The organism is Gluconobacter frateurii, assembly GCF_002723955.1.
GTDB lineage: Bacteria > Pseudomonadota > Alphaproteobacteria > Acetobacterales > Acetobacteraceae > Gluconobacter > Gluconobacter frateurii.
Genome location: NZ_BEWN01000001.1, coordinates 1,095,495 through 1,111,821, shown reverse-complemented (window position 1 = coordinate 1,111,821; position 16,327 = coordinate 1,095,495). Strand labels below are relative to the sequence as shown.

Sequence of the window (16,327 nt, the reverse complement as noted above, 5' to 3'; positions counted from 1 at the left end):
CATGGAGCAGGATTTCAGACGTTCCATGGGCTGGCTGCACACCTGGGCGGGGGTCGTACTGGGAAGCATTCTGTTTGCGGTCTTCTGGATGGGCACGCTTTCCGTGTTCGATAGCGAGATCGATTCCTGGATGGAGCCGGCCACGCGCCTTCCTGCCGCGACTAGCCCTTTACCACTTGAAACGTTCAGACCCTCACTGAACGACGCGATCGCTGCGAAAGCCGCCTTCTGGAACGTGATCATGCCCGATGACCGTCAGGCCGTCGTTCATGTCCATTACCGAACGCGCCAGAAATTCATCACGCGTGAGTTCGATCCGGTAACAGGCAAAGAACTGCCGAATAGCGGGACGCTTGGAGCGACAGGTTTTATTTTCCCGTTTCATTATACACTTGAAATCGGGTTAATGAATCTTGGGGAATGGCTAGTCGGATTAGCGTCCATGGCCATGCTGGCCCTGTGTGTCACGGGCGTTATCATCCACCGCAAACTGTTTGCGGAGTTTTTCACCTTCAGGCCCACCAAAAAGCCACGCCGAATGTTATTGGACTTGCACAACATGGCTGGTGTGCTTGGCCTGCCCTTTCATATCATCCTCACATTTTCCGGGCTCGTCATTCTGAGCACGACCTATTTCCCCGGAAGCGTGAAAGCTGTTTATCCGAACCCGCGTGGTTACTTCTTCGAGGTCAACGGCCTGACATTCCTCCCGGTAAAGCCCGGCAAGGCTGGTGCCTCCGTTGCTTCGCTGGATAAGGCCGCCTCTTACGTTCGGAATGTATGGGGCGGAGCGGAACCTCATACGATACTCGTGATTAATCCCGGCACGACAACAAGCCGGATGGCGTTTTTCCGCGAAAGCGACAGACAGGTCATCGTTGACAGGGATGTCATCTCGTTCGAAGGTCCGACAGGGAAAAATTTCTCTCGATCTCCAGCGCCGCATCCGATCATTCGCGCTGAACGCTTTCTAAGTGGTGTGCATCTCATTCAGTTTCATCATTGGGCCTTGCGCTGGCTCTATTTCATTCTGGGGCTGGGCAGTTGTGTTCTGATTGGAACAGGATTTCTGTTCTGGCTTGAAACACGTCGAAAGACACAGGAAAGCACTTTCGGCTTCCGGGTAGTCGAAGGGCTGGCTTCAGGATCAGTGACGGGGATCATCATTGCGACACTGGTCTTCTTCGTCGCCAATCGCCTGCTGTTTCCGAATGCGAATTTATTTGGGCAAGACCGTGCCACTCTTGAAATTGGGGCGTTCTATTTTGCTTGGCTGGCAACATTCCTGCATGGCTGGATCCGGCCTCACCGAATGTGGATCGAACAAAGCGCCACAATCGGGGTTCTGGCGGCCCTCGCCGCCTTGCTGAACTGGATCACAACGGGGGACCATCCACTGCGAACGCTCTTCCATCGCTATCTCTGGCCGGTAGCAGGAATGGATGTCGTGCTGCTAGTCGGGGCTGCGCTGGCGTTACTGACGACGATACGCCTGTCTCGTAGGACACGGGTACCCACTCCCCTGAACGTCCCGTTTGGAGAACGCCTGTAATGGTAACTGTCATGATCTACACGGCTTTTGGACTAATATTATTTGTCGCTTTTGCACTGTTGGCGTTAACGCAATTTCCGCACCGCCGAGCTACAAAGACGCCGCAGTTATTGCCGGGTGCGGCGCTTAAGGCTCGCCTGCTGGCAGGACTGCTGCTGGTCGGTGTTCTGATCATGGCTATCTGGCGCGAAGGAGGCGGCTTCGGATTTCTGCTTTGGGGCAGTCTGCTATCGCTTTCTGCCTGTGCTGTGTCGCTGATTTTAGGGTGGTGGCCCCACCTGCTGGCACTATTGGCGAGACTGATGCTCTCCCTGAACTCTCGCCATACCACTGTTCGCCTAGACGTAAAGGGATGAGGTCAGTCGGACTGATACAATATACTCAAACCTCTTGGGTATTTAATTCTTGGTTTCTATAGAATAAATTAAGATGGGTTTTTTCGGTTTTGAAACCAGTATCTTGTATATATATTTTCGATGCGTTAATATAGAAACAACCTAAACATCAACTATAATATTTAAGAAGTATCGATTATTGTATATTAAAGTTATTACTTGGTATTATTGTGATATACTTTCTATGTCATATAATTAAATATATTTATTTTCAGTACGATGATAACGAAAAATATATCTCACCTACATTAGGTCAGACCTCCTCTATATCAAGAAGGAAGAAGCAGACTGTATAGTGCCTGAATCACTGATGTTGATCTTATCGCCTTTGATGGCCGCCAGAGATTAGCCTCAGGAGTCATAGTCAGACCAAACGGTTGCAGCGAGGCAGATGGCCGAGAAGAAGACAGCCGGGCATCTGTCGTGCGGGTGGCGACCCGCTGCTAGTGCTTGAGCCTTCCGAACATGATCTCGATGCGGTTGCGACTGAAGGGGGACAGACAGTATGGGAGAACTAGGAAGTGGGATGTACCGGGACGTTGCGGGATCTCACGGGATATAAAACGGCGGGTTTCTTGGTGTGATGTGCCGTTCGTCCCTTTCGCCGCCCTGTGAGGCGGGCTTGCCTCCACGACTGCCTTTCGGGCGGAAGAGACAATCAATTTGGAACCTGCTGTGAAATTTAGGCTTCCAGATTTAGCCTCGTTTTAAGAAGTGTTTTAGACAATCTTAAAACCCACTTACTCGTCAGCCGTCTGTTCGTCCCGATCTCGCTTCGGGTCGTATTGCACCTGCGGAACGGCTATTGGGTGAATGCGATGGGATCGAACGATCTTTAGGATCTCATTTGCTCGGGCGACCGCAGTCTGGTCCCTTACCCCGCCTACAGCTTCGCACCTGTTCTTAGTGATGTCTTTGTCCAGATCACTGAGATAAGGAGATCCCAAGCGCATCAGAACAAGCCTCCAGGCGCAGCTCTGAATGTTGTTGACGCGTACAGCGCCCGCCAACGGTTCAGAAAACATGGTCGAGACATTCGAGATTGCCAAATAGTCTCCGGAATGCGCGTTGATATATTCTCTGACGAACTGATCCTGAAAATCCATACAGTCTTTAACGGAGTAATCTCCCGTATTGAGGCATGGAGACAGGTATTCAACTGCCTCACCTGAAAGGTTTTTAGGCAAAATTTGTGTCGTATCGGGCAGGTGAAATTTGTTTTCTTCTACCTCTGGTACGGGACTACTTTTTGCATCAGTGGGTGTATTGCTACCGAATATCGTGAGCAAACCTAGAACGAGGAATAAAGGAACTGTGATTGCAATAAAAATTCTCTTTATCACGACAGTCCCATTCCCATTCTCCAGACAACTCTGCCAATGATTGCCATTGGAGAGCCGCCGTCTTCTGTCATTTGGCGAATTTCGGTGGCGCTAATTTCGTCCGTCGGGTAGCGGGCATTGTCGCTGGCTACGATCAGATTACCGTTCGCGCGGACGGAAAGCCGTTTGACCAGGAGCTGATCCCCCACGCGTAAGCCGTAAACACCGCCAGTAAATATAGACCTATCATTAAGGTCTAGAACGATAATATCCCCCGAACATATATAAGGCTCCATACTGTCGCCCCTTGCCCGAACGGCAATTAGCTTTCTGTATGGTTGTAGAAGCTCGTCTGGGAGGATATCCGCGCTTATTGAAAATGAAACTACTTCGATATTTGTATTTGGCGTAAATCCGAAGCCCGCAGATAACTCAACGTCATATCCAGATATTATTTTCGTTTTATCGTTTGTTTTCTCTGAAAGCACTGGGGGCGTTCTATCGGAGGAAGTGCCTTGCTTGCCTTCGTCTCCAAATAATAGCCATTGAAGAGAGGTACCGCACGCATCCGCGATTTTGCGAGCGACGCCAACCTTCCACTCTCCCCCATTCATGTATGCGCTGAGAGTAGATGCCGCGATACCGGATAAGGCTGCCACGTGAGCGTTGCCACCAGCGGCTTCAACACAGCTTTTCAAACGTCGATAGCGAAAAACCTCTTCGGAGTTGTTTTCGCTATCTGCGAAATCTTCTTTTCCGATTTTTTGATTAGTTGAAGTCATTGAAAAGCCTATTGAAATTCGACTTATCAACAGAAAAGACGATTTTATGATCTGCGAAATCGTTTTTTCCGGTTGCTGCAAATCCGAAAAAGACTATTCTCACCGTCAATCCTATCGAGCAAACGGGACCGCGAAAGTTCCCGTGGATGGGGGTCAAGAAAAGGGGCGGCTGGCACCGCCCCGGTCGAGGAGAGTTATCATGGCACGAAAGCCAAAAGGAATGCACCCCGAGGAGATCGTGGCGCATTTCCGTATGAAGTACGGCAGCCTCAGTGCCTACGCAAAGAAAATCGGGAAGACTGTTCATGCCGTTTCGAACGCAATCCGCCAGCAGGGCTATTCCCTGCCGATCCAGCGGGAAGTTGCGAAAGATCTGAACATGTTGCCGCATGATGTCTGGCCTGAGTGGTTTCTGTATGACGGCACGCCCGTCTCCGTTCGTGCCACTCGAATTTCTATCGAGGATTCTGTGGCTGATCTTCGTAGAAACGGAGTGGCGGCATGAACGTCATTGAGATCCCGCTAAACCAGATCGAGGTTGGTAATCGTCTGCGGACGGTAGACCCGTCATGGGTTGAGTTTCTGGCCGCTTCCATTGCGGAACGTGGACAGGACACACCGGTCTGGGTTCGCAAGATCGGGCGCAGTGAGAAGTATGCGCTGATTGCTGGTGGTCATCGCTACGCGGCGCTGGAGAAAGCCGGGAAAGAGGTTGCGATTGCATCTGTCGTTAAGGCGACGGAGACAGAAGCACAGCTTCTTGAAATCGACGAAAACCTGATCCGCCGTGAGCTGACGCCACTGGATCGCGCAACCTTTCTTGCACGGCGTAAGGCCGTTTATGAAGAGCTACATCCAGAGACGAAACAGGGCGGCGACCGCAAGTCCGATCAAAACGCAGAGCTTTGCGGTTTGATCCCTGCGTTCTCGGAAGCGACTGCCGAGAAGCTGGGTTTGTCCCGCCGAACCATTGAAACAGCCGTGCAGTTGCATGGTCTGATTGTCGATGATGTGCGCAAAACGATCTCCGGGACATGGCTGGCGGCGTCTGGTGCGCAGCTGATGGCTCTGGGCAAGCTGACGCCTGATCAGCAGCGCAAGGTTGCGTTCTTTACGGTTCAGCATCCTGACGTTCGCAATGTGGGCGAGATTGTTCGGCAGATTGAGAACCGTCCGAAGCCACCTGCACCGGAGAAGCTGGAAAAGTTCCTGTCCTTCTGGCGCAAGTGCGATCCGGAAGAGCAGCAGCAGATCGTTGAATATGCGTCTTCGCAGATGCCGTCTGTGGCGTGCAATGCGGCGTGGCTGAAGGCTTCCGAGTTTGAGAAGCGCACGATTGTGGAAGACTTTGCGCCTCGTCTTCCGGGGTTTTCTGAGAAGGAGGCCGCGTGATGAACCATCGTTTGAAAGATCCGGCGACCGAGAACCGGAATCAGGCTTTCCGCTTCAAGTTGGGCGCTATCATCCGGCGTGAACGGACGAACGCAAGGCTGTCCCGCCGGGTATTGTGCGAGCGTGTCGGGCTGGCAGAAACGAGCCTGTGCCGGATCGAGGACGGAACCATGACCCCGAACATTGTTCTGGTGATGGATCTGCTGTGGGAAATTGATGCGCCCCAGTCCGCCTGTCTGGAGCTGTTCCAGGCTGATGCCGAGCTGCGGAGGGCTGCGGCATGATCAGGAGTGGCGAACAGCTTGATCTGCTGGCCTGGGCACCACCTGAAACGGTGTTGTCTTTCGATCCGCAGATGATCCGGGGAAACTCTTATTCCAGCCGGTTGTCTCGGGCGATTTCGGTGTCTTTGGATAGCTGCGGGTATTCTCGGGCGGAGATTGCCGAGCGCATGAGCCAGCATATGGGGCGGAAGATCAGCCTCAATATTCTGAACGCTTATGCGTCCGTTGCACGGGATACGCACGAGATTTCGGTGTCGCGGTTTGACGCGCTGGTGACGGCGACGGGGGATCGGAGGCTGGTGGAGTTTGTGGCGGCCGATCACGGGTGGAGTGTCATCGACCGCCGTTACCTACCGATGATCGAACTTGCGGCGGTTCAGGAACATAGGCGCGATCTGGCCCGGAAAGAAAGGGAAATCCGTGGTGCAGTCCGGGGAGGACGCTGGTGATGAGTGGCACGTCTCACATCTGGTATTCCGCTTCCCAGCTTGCAGCGATGGCTTTGCCGGGGATGCCTGGAACGGCACGTGGCGTGCAGATCCGGGCGGAGAGCGAGAACTGGCTTGCGCCTGAGCTTGAAGGACAGACGTGGCGGAGACGTCAGGGGCGTGGCGGCGGGTTTGAGTTTACGCCGTATGCCTTGCCGCTATCCGCACGCGTTAAACTCGCCGTGGCAAACGCGCCAGCACAGGCTGAGACGTTCGTTGAGAAACGCGAGCGGGAGGATCTGTGGCGGCGGTATGAGGGCATGCCGGAAGCGTTGCGGCGCAAGGCACAGAAGGCGCTTGAAGTGATCAACGCTGTTGAGACGCTGGTGGCCAGTGGCACGCGCAAGACCCATGCCGTGATGATGGTGGCGCATGAAACGGGCGTCGGGAAAACCACGATCAACAACTGGTATCGCGACCTGCGGGGTCTCAACCGGTGTGACTGGCTACCTGCGCTGGCTCCGCACTGGGGTGGTGGTGGCAATGCGGCGGAATGCACGCCGGAAGCCTGGGAGATGCTGAAATCTGACTGGCTTCGGGTGGAACAGCCAAATTTCACGGACTGTTATCGTCGCGTGAAGGCCGCTGCGGTGGAGCATGGCTGGAAGGTGCCGTCTGCCAAGACGCTGCTGCGTCGGTTGCAGGCTTTCCCGCCCGAACTGGTGGTGCTGGCCCGCGAAGGCGTGGACGCGCTGAAGCGGCTTTATCCGGCGCAGCAGCGTCGCCGCGATGTGTTCCATGCCCTCCAGGCGGTGAATGCGGACGGTCATCGTTGGGACGTATTCGTGAAGTGGGAAGACGGCACGATCGGACGTCCGGTCATGGTTGGTTTTCAAGATCTGTTTTCGGGCATGATTTTGTCCTGGCGGATCGACAAGTCCGAAAATGCGGAGACGGTGCGTCTGGCATTTGGCGACATGGTCGAGACCTATGGCATTCCGAAGATGTGTTACCTCGATAACGGCCGAAACTTTGCCTCAAAATGGATGACGGGCGGTATCCCGAACCGGTTCCGCTTCAAGGTGAAGGAAGACGAACCGGTGGGTATCATGACGCAGCTAGGCGTCGAGGTGCATTGGACCACGCCCTATTCCGGCCAGTCCAAGCCGATCGAACGCGCCTGGCGCGATCTGGCGCAGGGTGCGGCCAAGCATCCGAAGTTTGCTGGTGCCTGGACGGGTAACAACCCGATGGCCAAGCCTGAGAACTATGCGTCCAAGGCCGTGCCGATTGAGGTGTTTGTGGAGACCATTGCGGCGGAAATCCGGGAGCATAATGCCCGCACGGGCCGTCGGTCTGCGGTGTGTGGCGGGAAGCTGTCTTTCATGGAGGCGTTCAAGGCGTCTTATGAGGCCAGCCCGATCGTTAAGGCGACAGCGGAGCAGCGCCGTCTGTGGCTGATGGCGGCGGAGGCAATCAAGCCTAACCGCATCTCGGGTGAAATCACGCTGGAAGGAAACCGCTTCTGGGCGGAGGAACTGATGGCGTTGCGTGGGCAGCCCTGTGTGGTGCGGTTTGATCCGCAGGCGTTGCAGGAACCGCTGCATGTGTATCGGGCGGACGGGACTTTCGTTGTTTCCGCGCCATGCATCGCGGCGGTGGGCTTCTCGGACAAGATGGCGGCGCAAGAGCATGGCCGTGCACGGCGCAAGTTCGTCAAGGCGGCGAAGGAGCAGCTGGAGGCAACGAAGACGCTGTCTCTCAAGGAGCTGGCTGCCCTTTCCGCACCAATGCTGGAGGATGATCCAGAGCCGCTAGACGCGAAGATCGTCACGCCCTTCCAGCCCGCCACACGCTTTCATGGGAACGCCGCACTGGCACCGGAGCCGATGCGATTTGAAGACGAAGACGAAGATCAGGACGCGATCGAGGCTGCAAAGATCCTGAGCTTTATTCGGGGATAGATCGGACCGGAAGTTGCGATCCGGTTGAGCAAGTAAAACACGACTTAGAGGTCAATAAATCATGAGTGAGACGGTTATTAACGACGCCCCTGTGGGCGGCGAACAGGAGAGCTTTATCCCTTCGGAGGCGGCTGTCCGCTTCAAGGCGCATATGGATGCAGAAGGGCTGACACTGAACCAGGCGGCGCAGGTCAGTGGTATTCCGAAGGGCACGCTGGGGCTCTGGCTGCACGGCAAGTATCCGGGCCGCAATGATCTCCAGGATGAAAAGGCAGAGAAGTATCTGGAGAGCCTGCGGACGCGGACACAGGTTCGCAATCTCATGCCACGCGATCCGGCCTTTATTGAGACGCCAAGTGCTCTGACGTTTCGCATGGTGTTCGAGTACGCACAGAGCGGGCCAGACATTGGCCTGATCACCGGAAACGCTGGTGTCGGTAAGACGATGTCTGCCGAGGCATACCGGAAAGAAACGCCGAACGTCTGGCTGATGACGGCAGACAGTTCCATGCGCTCACCGACCGCAGTTCTGCGGGAACTGACGGAGATTGTGGACGCGGCGGAGAAGCGTGGGCCGCGCATGATGGCAGCCCTGATCCGGAGGGTTCAGGGGACGCATGGGCTGATTATCGTGGATGAAGCGCAGCACCTTCAGACGGAAGCCATTGATCTTCTGCGGACGATTAATGACCGCGCCCGGATCGGTCTGGTGTTCATGGGGAACGAGCCTCTGAAGGGTCGCATTGAAGGCATGAGCCGCGACACGTCTCACGCACAGATCTTCTCCCGCATTGGCATGCGCAAAAACCGCAAGCAGCCGCAGGTGAAGGACACGCGAGCTATTTTCGATGCCTGGAACATTGCGGATTCCAAGCTGTTCGACCTGTGCAGGTGGATTGCGGGGCAGCCGGGTGGTCTTCGTTCAATGAACAAGACACTTCGCTATGCCTGGATGTTGGCGGCTTCTGACGAACGGACCCAGATTGGCGAGCAGGATGTGCAGGCCGCATGGAAACAGCTGACGAACGGTGAACTCCCCTCCTACGCAGGGAGGGAGTGAGCGCCATGGCACGCAAACCGAACAAGGCGTCGCAGGACGAGACCGTCAAGGCGAAGTCGGACGAGGATATTCACGAGGCGTTTCTTCAGATCACGGACCAGCGGACCGTGACGGCCAGCATCGCGCCGGAATCCCGCATCGTCATCCGCGATTTCCTGCTCTCGGTGGATGGGGACAAGCGCGTGTTTGAAGTGCTGTCCGCTCTTGAGGAGGCGTTCTCGTGAATGTGGTGACAGCAGCCCCGCGCCTGGAGCGCGCGGGTAAAACGCCGAGCCAGAAGGCGATCCTCTGGCTCCTGCGGGAACATGGGCGCGTGAGGCATGAGCGTGGGTCACGGGAATTTCGGTGGCGCCTGGTGGACGGTGTGGTGACGGTTCTGGCTGAACCGGGACCGTGGGCATTTCTGGCTGCTTGTGGGGCGACTGTCGTAGGTGCTGACGGGTTCGCGACACTGACGGCAGCGGGGCGCGCGATCTGTGCCGGTTATCGTGTCGAGCCGGGGATTGTTGCGGCGGGGCGCATGCCGGACCAGGTGACGTGGCTGACGGAGGAACAGATGGAGCGCGTTGCACCGTGCTTCCCTCTCTCGCACGGCAAGCCGCGTCTGGATGATCGGGTCGTTCTGAGTGCGATCGTGCATGTTCTGCGTCATGGGCTTCGCTGGAGCGATGTTCCGGCAGAGTATGGCGTTCAGTACCGCCGCCTGCGGAGCCGATTGATCCATTGGGCACACCGCGGGGTGATGGATCAGGTTCTGGCGCAGCTGATGGAACGCCGCGACGGCATCCTGCGGCTGGTTCTGAGTGAACGGCAGATCCTGTCTCACCCGACAGGCGCGCTTCTGGCATCGCGTGGGCTGTTTCCGATCATGGCTCCGGTTGAGGAGGACATGCCATGTGCGGCGTAAAGTCCATCCGGCAGCTTGGTGTGGAACTGGCAGAGAAGCATGGCACGACTGCGGACTACGCGCAGCGGGCTATGACGGCCTATTTCCGAGGCTTGAGTGAGCTGCGGACAGTAGGCTGGTGCAAGCAGGTTCGCGCTCTGAACCCGATCCCAAAACCTTCGAAGGGGCAAAGCATCATTGTGGATGCTGTCGCCTACTACCCTGAAAATCTGACTGTGGGCGACGTGCTTGCCCTGAAGGACGTGTCATGAACGCTGTTGTCATGCTTCGGGAAGCGGCTTCCCAGACGATGAATTTCGATATGAACCGGCTGCCGCTGGTTCAGTCTGCCTTGGTCAATCTTTTCACCCGTTGTGCGGATGGCCTGACGGTTGAGCAGTGCCTGGACGGCATGAGCCGAGTGGGACCGGACGCGGTTATGGATGCGGTGATGTGCCGCATTGCGCTGCGGTTTCTGGCGCGCATGCCGCATGATCGGCTGGTTCGTGAGGTTTACGACGAGCTTGCACAGGATCTGGACGGTGCAGCTGTCACGGAAGCTGCACGGATTTACGACCCTCTTTCGACAAAACTGCGGCGCGAAGCCGAAGCCATGCGGGGCTTGGGCTTTGTTGCGATCACCCGGACGCAGGGTGAGGAATTTGCCCGTGATCTGGAGGAAAGCGCTCTCCAGGCGCTTCGCCTGGAACAGCGATGTGCAGCGCTGGAAGCGCAGATCCGGATGATGGTGGGCGCGCAATATTCGCCCAGCATTATCGGCATTGATTTCGCTCAGGGCGCGGATTTCACGGTCGATACTGTTCGTTCCATGCGTGGAGCCAGAGCATGAGAGCGACGGTGATGCTGACGCCTCTGCTGATTGACAGCACTGTGCGTGCTTTCAGGGCGGATCTGGAAACTCACCTGGCGAAAGCTGGTCCCGTTTCGATCTCCGGGGAGGTTCAGCTTTGTCGGGAGATGCTGAAGCGGGTCTCCCATCAGGGTGATGGTGTGCTGTCTCCTGAGAACGAAACCCGGATGTGGGGCGTGGCCCTCTCTGCGGTTGTTGCCGTGATGATCGGGCAAGCCGTGCACGGGATCGGCATTCCAGAATCAGATGTGAATTGAGGGCTGTCATGATCAACAAAGAAAAGTCCCTTGCTGAGGGCCGTATTCTTCGTTCTTGGTGCGGGGTTGAGCGCCGTGCAGACCGTTTGAAGCCTCGGGAGCTACTGGCCAGTGATCTCGCAGAGGAAATGATTGCGCTTGCGGTTGCCGAACAGGAGCGCATCCGGGCGTGGAAAGAACAGCGTTATGCCGACATTGATGCGCTGCTGGATCTGATCCTTCAGGACTACGGGCTGCGGCTCGGTGGTTCGCGTGGGGGCAACACGTTTGAGAACCATGACCACACGCGGAAGGTGACGATCACGGTTGCTGATCAGAAGTCGGTCAATCAGGCAATTGTGGCTGCCCAGGCGCTTCTGAACCAGATCCTGGACGACATGATGGGGACCGTATCAGCGGACCTGCGGAAGGTGGTGAACAGTGCCTTTTCCCGGCATCCGACCAGCGGCCGGATCTCGACCGAACGCATTCTGGCTCTGAAGCGGCAGGACTTTGATCACCCGTTGTGGCCGGACGCCCGCAAAGCCCTCTCTGACGCTGTGGAAGTGATCGGGAGCCGGACTTACCTGCGGTTTTACATGCGTGAAACCAGCAAAGAAGGCTGGAAAAACGTCGATCTCAATTTCTCTTCTCTCTGAAAGAGCCGACCATGCTCCATTATTTCCTTATTGCTGTTCTTGCTGGCCCGCAGATGCTTCCATTTCCTCGCCTGGTCCAGGGAAGCACGTTCTTGCCCGCGCCCGCCGGACAGAGCCTTGTGGCGCTTCACCCTCAATTCCGGCCTGTGACGCAGGTTCTTTTGTCGGGTGGCCGGCTGTCGTTTGAGAGCCAGCAGGCGTGCACGGCATTCGCTCAAAACGAACTCAAGTCGTCAGGTGGCGTGCAGCTTTTGTGCCAGCCTGACGGCACGCCGTGAGGGGGAAGCGATGAATATTCTCACTCTTGTCGGGATCGGCTGGCTGGTTGTCAGTCCGGTTGTGGCTTTGATCTGGGGGCGCATGTGCGCTGCTGCCCTTGGTGGCGCGGAGGCCGATCATGTCTGACCATAAATTTCAGATTGAGGTTGTGCAGACGGTTTCCGTGACGCTCAAGAAAGACGCGTTTACCGAGCAGTTCATGGAAGAGTATCGGGCCGGTTTTTTTCCGTTTTTCGAGATGCGGGAACATGCCGAGCATATCGGACAGATGGTTGCACGCGGCGTGATGGACGAGGTCACGCGTCACTATGGAGCCGATCAGTTCATTGAAGGATATGGCCCGATCGGGCCGTTCGTTTCCGAGGCGACGATTACTGAGACGACGGTTGATGAGGTGATGTCGTGAGAGGACGCGTGCTGAAAAAGATCACCGTGAAAATCGGAAAGACTGAAGCGCAAGCGTATCTGCGGAGCCAAAAGACTGTGGAGGCGCAGCTTCGGGAAGAGAATCACACTCTTCGAGCGGCGCTCAACAAAGCTGAATATGCCTCTCGCAAAGACAGTCTGACGACTACCGAGCGACTTGAAAGCGTTCGTGCTGTGTTGATCGCTGCCCTCACACGCGAGGGAAAGGTCGATGGCTGATAATCGCAAGGGGCGTTATGCCCGGTTATCCATTGCCCGGAAGCAGTTGTGCCTGGATGAGGATGCCTATCGGGATCGGCTGGAACGCGAGACAGGAAAGCGGTCTGCGAAGGACATGACCATCGCGGAGATGGACAAGGTTCTTGCGGGGTTCAAGCGGGACGGATTTCGGCCCTCGCCTCCCAAAGGCAAGCCTACGTCGTCCCGGCCGGAGGTTCGGAAGGTGTTTGCATTGTGGAAGGAGCTGGCTCCTTGCCTGCGATCGGGCGGATCTCGGGAGAGCCTTCGGGCTTTTGTGAAGCGGATGGTTGGTGTGGACGATCCGAATTTCCTGTCAGGCGCGCAGGCTGGTGTTGTGATTGAGGCGCTGAAGGCGTGGGGAGAGAGAGTGGAAGGGCAAAAGTCATGACTAAGATGGCTATTATTGAAATAGGTTATCGCAACTACGCCATGTCCATGACTGATGCGATGAAGCTAATTTCGATCGCGCAAAAAGCAGTAAGGGTTGAGCAAAAAGATTTTCGCGGCCCGTATTACATTGAAGAAAATCCCGGAGAGGAACCGTTCGCTTCGCGTATGGAGATTGCAGATGTCCAGAAAAAGAAAATTTCCAAAATCACGGCTCCGGAAATCCTTCAGATCACGCACGTCAGAAAAATTGGAAAAGAATAAGGGAATGCCAGATTTATCGTCCGAACAGCGTGCCAGACTGATAAATCTGGAAAGGAGCCTGATCAGTCTTCGTCAGAAGGTCTCTGGGGCATTGAATGGCGGGATAGAGAAAAACCGCGAACAGCTACATTTGGAGATTGGATATCTTCAGGTGCGGCTGTGTGCTTTGGCGGATGCAGAGGATATCTCTGCAACCGAATGCAGGCGGCACGCCCGAGGAATACTTGGCATAATGAACGACCTGGAATGATGATCAGAAAGAGCCCCTTCACCGGGGCTCTTTTTTGTCTGCATTATTGGAGGCATGATGATTTTGGCTGATGAACAGACACGCTTCGAGGCGCTCGAACAATTCTTGCGAGCACAGTGCATTTTGCGGGAGAAACTTTCTCTGGAACTATATCCAGATCGACTGACTCCAAAACTAGATCCGCGAATTTTAGAGGATATTTCTGATCCCGCAGGATCGAGGAAGAACTTTTACAGAGGAACTATGGTACCGCTCGACGCTAAAAGTTCTGAGCTTAAAGGGAAAACCTTCAACATGAGTATGACTAACGCTCGCTTTTTCGGCGGTGCACGCCATGGTATGGTGACGGCGCTCCTTAATGCGAATAGCGCGATCTGCCCTGAAACCAACGATGAACCCTATTATCCTCGGGAAGTTTATCGGCGCACTGATCTGGTCCTGTTCGGAGAGACGTTATTCGTGCCGAAAGATATGACGGATCAAGAAGTGAAAGACCTCGTCTTTGAAAGACTTTTTAAGCGAGAAAAGCGATAAATTTATTAAAAGGAGAGCCCCTTCACCGGGGCTCTTTTTTTGTCTGCACGATTATTTTTGACGTGGTACAGTTCTTTACGGAAAGCGCAGAAAACAGAGAAATATTGGTTATGGTCCCGGTGCCGGAAAGTTTGGCTTGTCTGCTCGACGAGGTGGATGAAGACGTGGTGCTTGCGTTCATTGAAGGAACGCAGGGACAGCGTATTTCTGTGCCTAAGAAATCCGAAGGATCGCGGCTTGCTGCCGTTTATGGTGAGGGTATTGCGCGGGCATTGTGTCGTGCCTGGGGCGGCGATAAATACGTTGTCCCAAGTTGTCGGGCGTGGCGGGCTCGGAAATACGCTGACCGGGGACTGCCGGTTTCTGATATTGCCGCCCGCCTTGGTCTGACGCGAGGCGGCACTTACGATCTGTTAAACAGATCCGGGACGCAGCTTTGCCAGAACCGCCGTTCGTGGCAGGATGATCGCCAGATTTCCTTGTTCTGACAGGTCTGGGGGTAAGCTCTCGGACCCTGAATAGATAAAGCCTCCCCGCCTAATGTCGGGGCATGGATTTCAATTTCGATATCGCCGCACAATTTACCGCCTCGCGCGAGGGGCTTTACCAGTGTCTGCACTCTGATGCGGGGAACTGGACCTTTGGCGCTGTAGGCCAAGGCAACCTCGTTGGCACGATGCGCGGGATTTCTGCGCCTGTCATGGTGCGGTGGCTGGGCGACGCGTCGATGGTCACGAAGACTGTCATGCAGTCCATCACACAGGATCAGTTCAACGCTATTTCGCGGTGTCTTTACTGGCGGGCGATCAATGGCGATCAGCTTCCGGCTGGTGTGGATCTGCTGCTGTTTGACTTTGCGTTTAACTGCGGCGTGGCGCGGGCTGCCAAGCAGTTGCAGCGCGTGCTGTGTATGCAGCCTGAGCAGATTGACGGCGATATTGGCGAACTGACGCTTGCCGCAGTTCTGCGCGCGCCCGTTCAGGACATTCTCCTGTCATTGTCAGACCGATATCGGCGTCGTCTTCAGGATGATCTGGGTGTGACGTCTGATGGCATTATCGGTCCGGGCACACTGAAGGCCGTCAAAGCCCAGGACGCGCGGCTGCGGGTACTGATTTATGCGTGTGCCAGCCAGCAGGAAGCGGCTTATCGCTCATTCAAGGGTTTTGCCCAGTTCGGTCGAGGGTGGCTCGGGCGGCTGGATCAGCGTGTTGAGGCTGCTGTTGCTCTTCTGACGGCAATGCCCGCGCTCGCCTAACGGTTCTGGCCGTGCTGCGGGCGCGCACCGGCCGGTCAACGTACCTGCGCGAGAACGCGGCGCACCCAGGGAGGCCGACATGGCCGTTAAGCTCAATCTCACGTCTCTTGCGTCCATTGGTGCGCTGATTACTCCGGTCATTGCCAGCGCGATTTCCGGCAAAGGGGCGCGGTACCAGAAGATTGCCAATCAGGCTGTCCGTTCGGCCGTGACGGCCACGAATGGTGGCATTGACCATCTGGTGACGTCTTTCAAAACCTTTGAAAGCGAAAACCCTCTGGTTCAGACCGCGATTTCCGAGTTTGCCACTCTGGCCGTCGCAGCCGGTGTCTCCGTGCCGTCTCTCGACGCTGTGCAGAGCCACCTGAAATCGGCGATTTACGATCTGGCGACGACGCTGGTTCCCCTGGATCAGCTTACGGATGCGACGTCTGACGACGCAGCTTCTGGTGCGCAGACCGAGGGTGCGTCTGTCGAGCCTGCCGCAAGCTGATGGGCGACGCGGCCCATGTGGCCGCGAGCGTGGTGTTGCCTTGGCCGGTGATGATCATTGCCCTGATTTTTGGGCTGGTCCTCACCGTCTGGGCGGTGGTTGCGCTGTTGCGGCATCTGACAATCGAGCGGCGCATCATTAGCCTGGAACGAGGGCACGCCAGCCTGGAGCAAGGGCATGCCATTCTTGAGCGAGAGCACGCTGCGAATGAAGAGCGTGACCGGCACACGGCGCAAATGCTCCAGAAAATTTCCAATGACCAGGAGCAGTCAAACAAGCTCCTGCACCTGATTGTTGAAGGGCATCTGAGAAAGCCATGAAAAGCGTTTTATTCGAGGTGGCAATCATCGCTGTGGCTTTTTTGG

General features: G+C 55.9%; 26 protein-coding genes. 24 read left to right on the top strand and 2 right to left on the bottom strand.

Going from position 1 to position 16,327, the window contains the following annotated elements:
• Window position 1 precedes the first annotated feature (1 nt).
• Both GFR01_RS05295 and GFR01_RS05290 read left to right on the top strand, forming a co-directional pair.
• Entirely contained in the window at window positions 2-1,552 is a 1,551-nt protein-coding gene (locus tag GFR01_RS05295; protein ID WP_099181545.1) for a PepSY-associated TM helix domain-containing protein, read from the top strand.
• On the top strand, window positions 1,552-1,908 hold the full coding sequence (locus GFR01_RS05290; RefSeq protein WP_099181544.1) for a DUF3325 family protein: 357 nt from the start codon (window positions 1,552-1,554) through the stop codon (window positions 1,906-1,908). The genes GFR01_RS05295 and GFR01_RS05290 overlap by 1 nt, the downstream gene beginning before the upstream one ends.
• A 779-nt stretch (window positions 1,909-2,687) precedes the next feature.
• Here GFR01_RS05290 and GFR01_RS05285 read toward each other — a convergent pair.
• Both GFR01_RS05285 and GFR01_RS05280 read right to left on the bottom strand, forming a co-directional pair.
• Entirely contained in the window at window positions 2,688-3,290 is a 603-nt protein-coding gene (locus GFR01_RS05285) for a hypothetical protein (RefSeq protein ID WP_099181543.1), read from the bottom strand.
• The gene (locus GFR01_RS05280; protein WP_099181542.1) at window positions 3,287-4,051 is read right to left on the bottom strand and encodes a LexA family transcriptional regulator; all 765 of its coding nucleotides are present in this window, start codon (window positions 4,049-4,051) and stop codon (window positions 3,287-3,289) included. The genes GFR01_RS05285 and GFR01_RS05280 overlap by 4 nt, the downstream gene beginning before the upstream one ends.
• Before the next feature lie 199 nt (window positions 4,052-4,250).
• Between GFR01_RS05280 and GFR01_RS05275 the strand changes: the two genes are divergently transcribed.
• From GFR01_RS05275 to GFR01_RS05165, 22 genes are all read left to right on the top strand, one after another.
• Window positions 4,251-4,556 carry a helix-turn-helix domain-containing protein gene (locus GFR01_RS05275; RefSeq protein WP_244902164.1) on the top strand — a complete coding sequence of 102 codons (306 nt, stop codon included), beginning with the start codon at window positions 4,251-4,253 and terminating at the stop codon, window positions 4,554-4,556.
• Window positions 4,553-5,443 (top strand): ParB/RepB/Spo0J family partition protein, encoded by an 891-nt coding sequence (locus GFR01_RS05270; protein ID WP_099181541.1) that lies wholly within the window; start codon window positions 4,553-4,555, stop codon window positions 5,441-5,443. Before GFR01_RS05275 ends, GFR01_RS05270 begins: the two co-directional genes overlap by 4 nt.
• The gene (locus GFR01_RS05265; protein ID WP_145994557.1) at window positions 5,440-5,727 is read left to right on the top strand and encodes a helix-turn-helix domain-containing protein; all 288 of its coding nucleotides are present in this window, start codon (window positions 5,440-5,442) and stop codon (window positions 5,725-5,727) included. The genes GFR01_RS05270 and GFR01_RS05265 overlap by 4 nt, the downstream gene beginning before the upstream one ends.
• Window positions 5,724-6,176: a phage regulatory CII family protein gene (locus tag GFR01_RS05260; protein WP_099181539.1), complete on the top strand. Its 453-nt coding sequence runs from the start codon at window positions 5,724-5,726 to the stop codon at window positions 6,174-6,176. Before GFR01_RS05265 ends, GFR01_RS05260 begins: the two co-directional genes overlap by 4 nt.
• Complete coding sequence (locus GFR01_RS05255) at window positions 6,176-8,119, top strand: transposase domain-containing protein (RefSeq protein WP_099181538.1); 1,944 nt, start codon at window positions 6,176-6,178, stop codon at window positions 8,117-8,119. The genes GFR01_RS05260 and GFR01_RS05255 overlap by 1 nt, the downstream gene beginning before the upstream one ends.
• Before the next feature lie 61 nt (window positions 8,120-8,180).
• Window positions 8,181-9,179, top strand: a complete 999-nt coding sequence (locus tag GFR01_RS05250; RefSeq protein ID WP_099181537.1) for an AAA family ATPase — start codon at window positions 8,181-8,183, stop codon at window positions 9,177-9,179.
• Window positions 9,180-9,184: 5 nt separating this feature from the next.
• Window positions 9,185-9,403, top strand: a complete 219-nt coding sequence (locus GFR01_RS05245; RefSeq protein ID WP_099181536.1) for a hypothetical protein — start codon at window positions 9,185-9,187, stop codon at window positions 9,401-9,403.
• A complete protein-coding gene (locus GFR01_RS16220) occupies window positions 9,400-10,086 on the top strand; it encodes a transposase (RefSeq protein ID WP_099181535.1) in 687 nt (228 codons plus the stop codon). The genes GFR01_RS05245 and GFR01_RS16220 overlap by 4 nt, the downstream gene beginning before the upstream one ends.
• A complete protein-coding gene (locus GFR01_RS05235) occupies window positions 10,074-10,337 on the top strand; it encodes a hypothetical protein (RefSeq protein ID WP_099181534.1) in 264 nt (87 codons plus the stop codon). The genes GFR01_RS16220 and GFR01_RS05235 overlap by 13 nt, the downstream gene beginning before the upstream one ends.
• Window positions 10,334-10,915, top strand: a complete 582-nt coding sequence (locus GFR01_RS05230; RefSeq protein ID WP_099181533.1) for a hypothetical protein — start codon at window positions 10,334-10,336, stop codon at window positions 10,913-10,915. The genes GFR01_RS05235 and GFR01_RS05230 overlap by 4 nt, the downstream gene beginning before the upstream one ends.
• Window positions 10,912-11,193: a hypothetical protein gene (locus GFR01_RS05225; protein ID WP_099181532.1), complete on the top strand. Its 282-nt coding sequence runs from the start codon at window positions 10,912-10,914 to the stop codon at window positions 11,191-11,193. The genes GFR01_RS05230 and GFR01_RS05225 overlap by 4 nt, the downstream gene beginning before the upstream one ends.
• 8 nt (window positions 11,194-11,201) lie before the next feature.
• Complete coding sequence (locus GFR01_RS05220; protein WP_099181531.1) at window positions 11,202-11,831, top strand: DUF3164 family protein; 630 nt, start codon at window positions 11,202-11,204, stop codon at window positions 11,829-11,831.
• An 11-nt stretch (window positions 11,832-11,842) separates the two neighbouring features.
• Complete coding sequence (locus GFR01_RS05215) at window positions 11,843-12,109, top strand: hypothetical protein (protein ID WP_099181530.1); 267 nt, start codon at window positions 11,843-11,845, stop codon at window positions 12,107-12,109.
• 119 nt (window positions 12,110-12,228) lie between these two features.
• A complete protein-coding gene (locus GFR01_RS05210; RefSeq protein WP_099181529.1) occupies window positions 12,229-12,516 on the top strand; it encodes a hypothetical protein in 288 nt (95 codons plus the stop codon).
• 8 nt (window positions 12,517-12,524) lie between these two features.
• Window positions 12,525-12,755, top strand: a complete 231-nt coding sequence (locus GFR01_RS05205; RefSeq protein WP_099181528.1) for a hypothetical protein — start codon at window positions 12,525-12,527, stop codon at window positions 12,753-12,755.
• On the top strand, window positions 12,748-13,164 hold the full coding sequence (locus GFR01_RS05200) for a gp16 family protein (RefSeq protein ID WP_099181527.1): 417 nt from the start codon (window positions 12,748-12,750) through the stop codon (window positions 13,162-13,164). The genes GFR01_RS05205 and GFR01_RS05200 overlap by 8 nt, the downstream gene beginning before the upstream one ends.
• On the top strand, window positions 13,161-13,427 hold the full coding sequence (locus GFR01_RS05195; protein WP_099181526.1) for a hypothetical protein: 267 nt from the start codon (window positions 13,161-13,163) through the stop codon (window positions 13,425-13,427). Before GFR01_RS05200 ends, GFR01_RS05195 begins: the two co-directional genes overlap by 4 nt.
• A 304-nt stretch (window positions 13,428-13,731) precedes the next feature.
• Window positions 13,732-14,211 carry a hypothetical protein gene (locus tag GFR01_RS05185; RefSeq protein ID WP_145994556.1) on the top strand — a complete coding sequence of 160 codons (480 nt, stop codon included), beginning with the start codon at window positions 13,732-13,734 and terminating at the stop codon, window positions 14,209-14,211.
• 110 nt (window positions 14,212-14,321) lie between these two features.
• Entirely contained in the window at window positions 14,322-14,699 is a 378-nt protein-coding gene (locus GFR01_RS05180) for a hypothetical protein (RefSeq protein ID WP_099181523.1), read from the top strand.
• Between the two features lie 62 nt (window positions 14,700-14,761).
• Window positions 14,762-15,469, top strand: coding sequence for a glycosyl hydrolase 108 family protein (locus GFR01_RS05175; RefSeq protein ID WP_099181522.1), 708 nt, complete (start codon window positions 14,762-14,764; stop codon window positions 15,467-15,469).
• A gap of 79 nt (window positions 15,470-15,548) precedes the next feature.
• Window positions 15,549-15,962 carry a hypothetical protein gene (locus GFR01_RS05170; protein ID WP_099181521.1) on the top strand — a complete coding sequence of 138 codons (414 nt, stop codon included), beginning with the start codon at window positions 15,549-15,551 and terminating at the stop codon, window positions 15,960-15,962.
• Window positions 15,962-16,282, top strand: coding sequence for a hypothetical protein (locus GFR01_RS05165; protein WP_099181520.1), 321 nt, complete (start codon window positions 15,962-15,964; stop codon window positions 16,280-16,282). The genes GFR01_RS05170 and GFR01_RS05165 overlap by 1 nt, the downstream gene beginning before the upstream one ends.
• Window positions 16,283-16,327 lie beyond the last annotated feature (45 nt).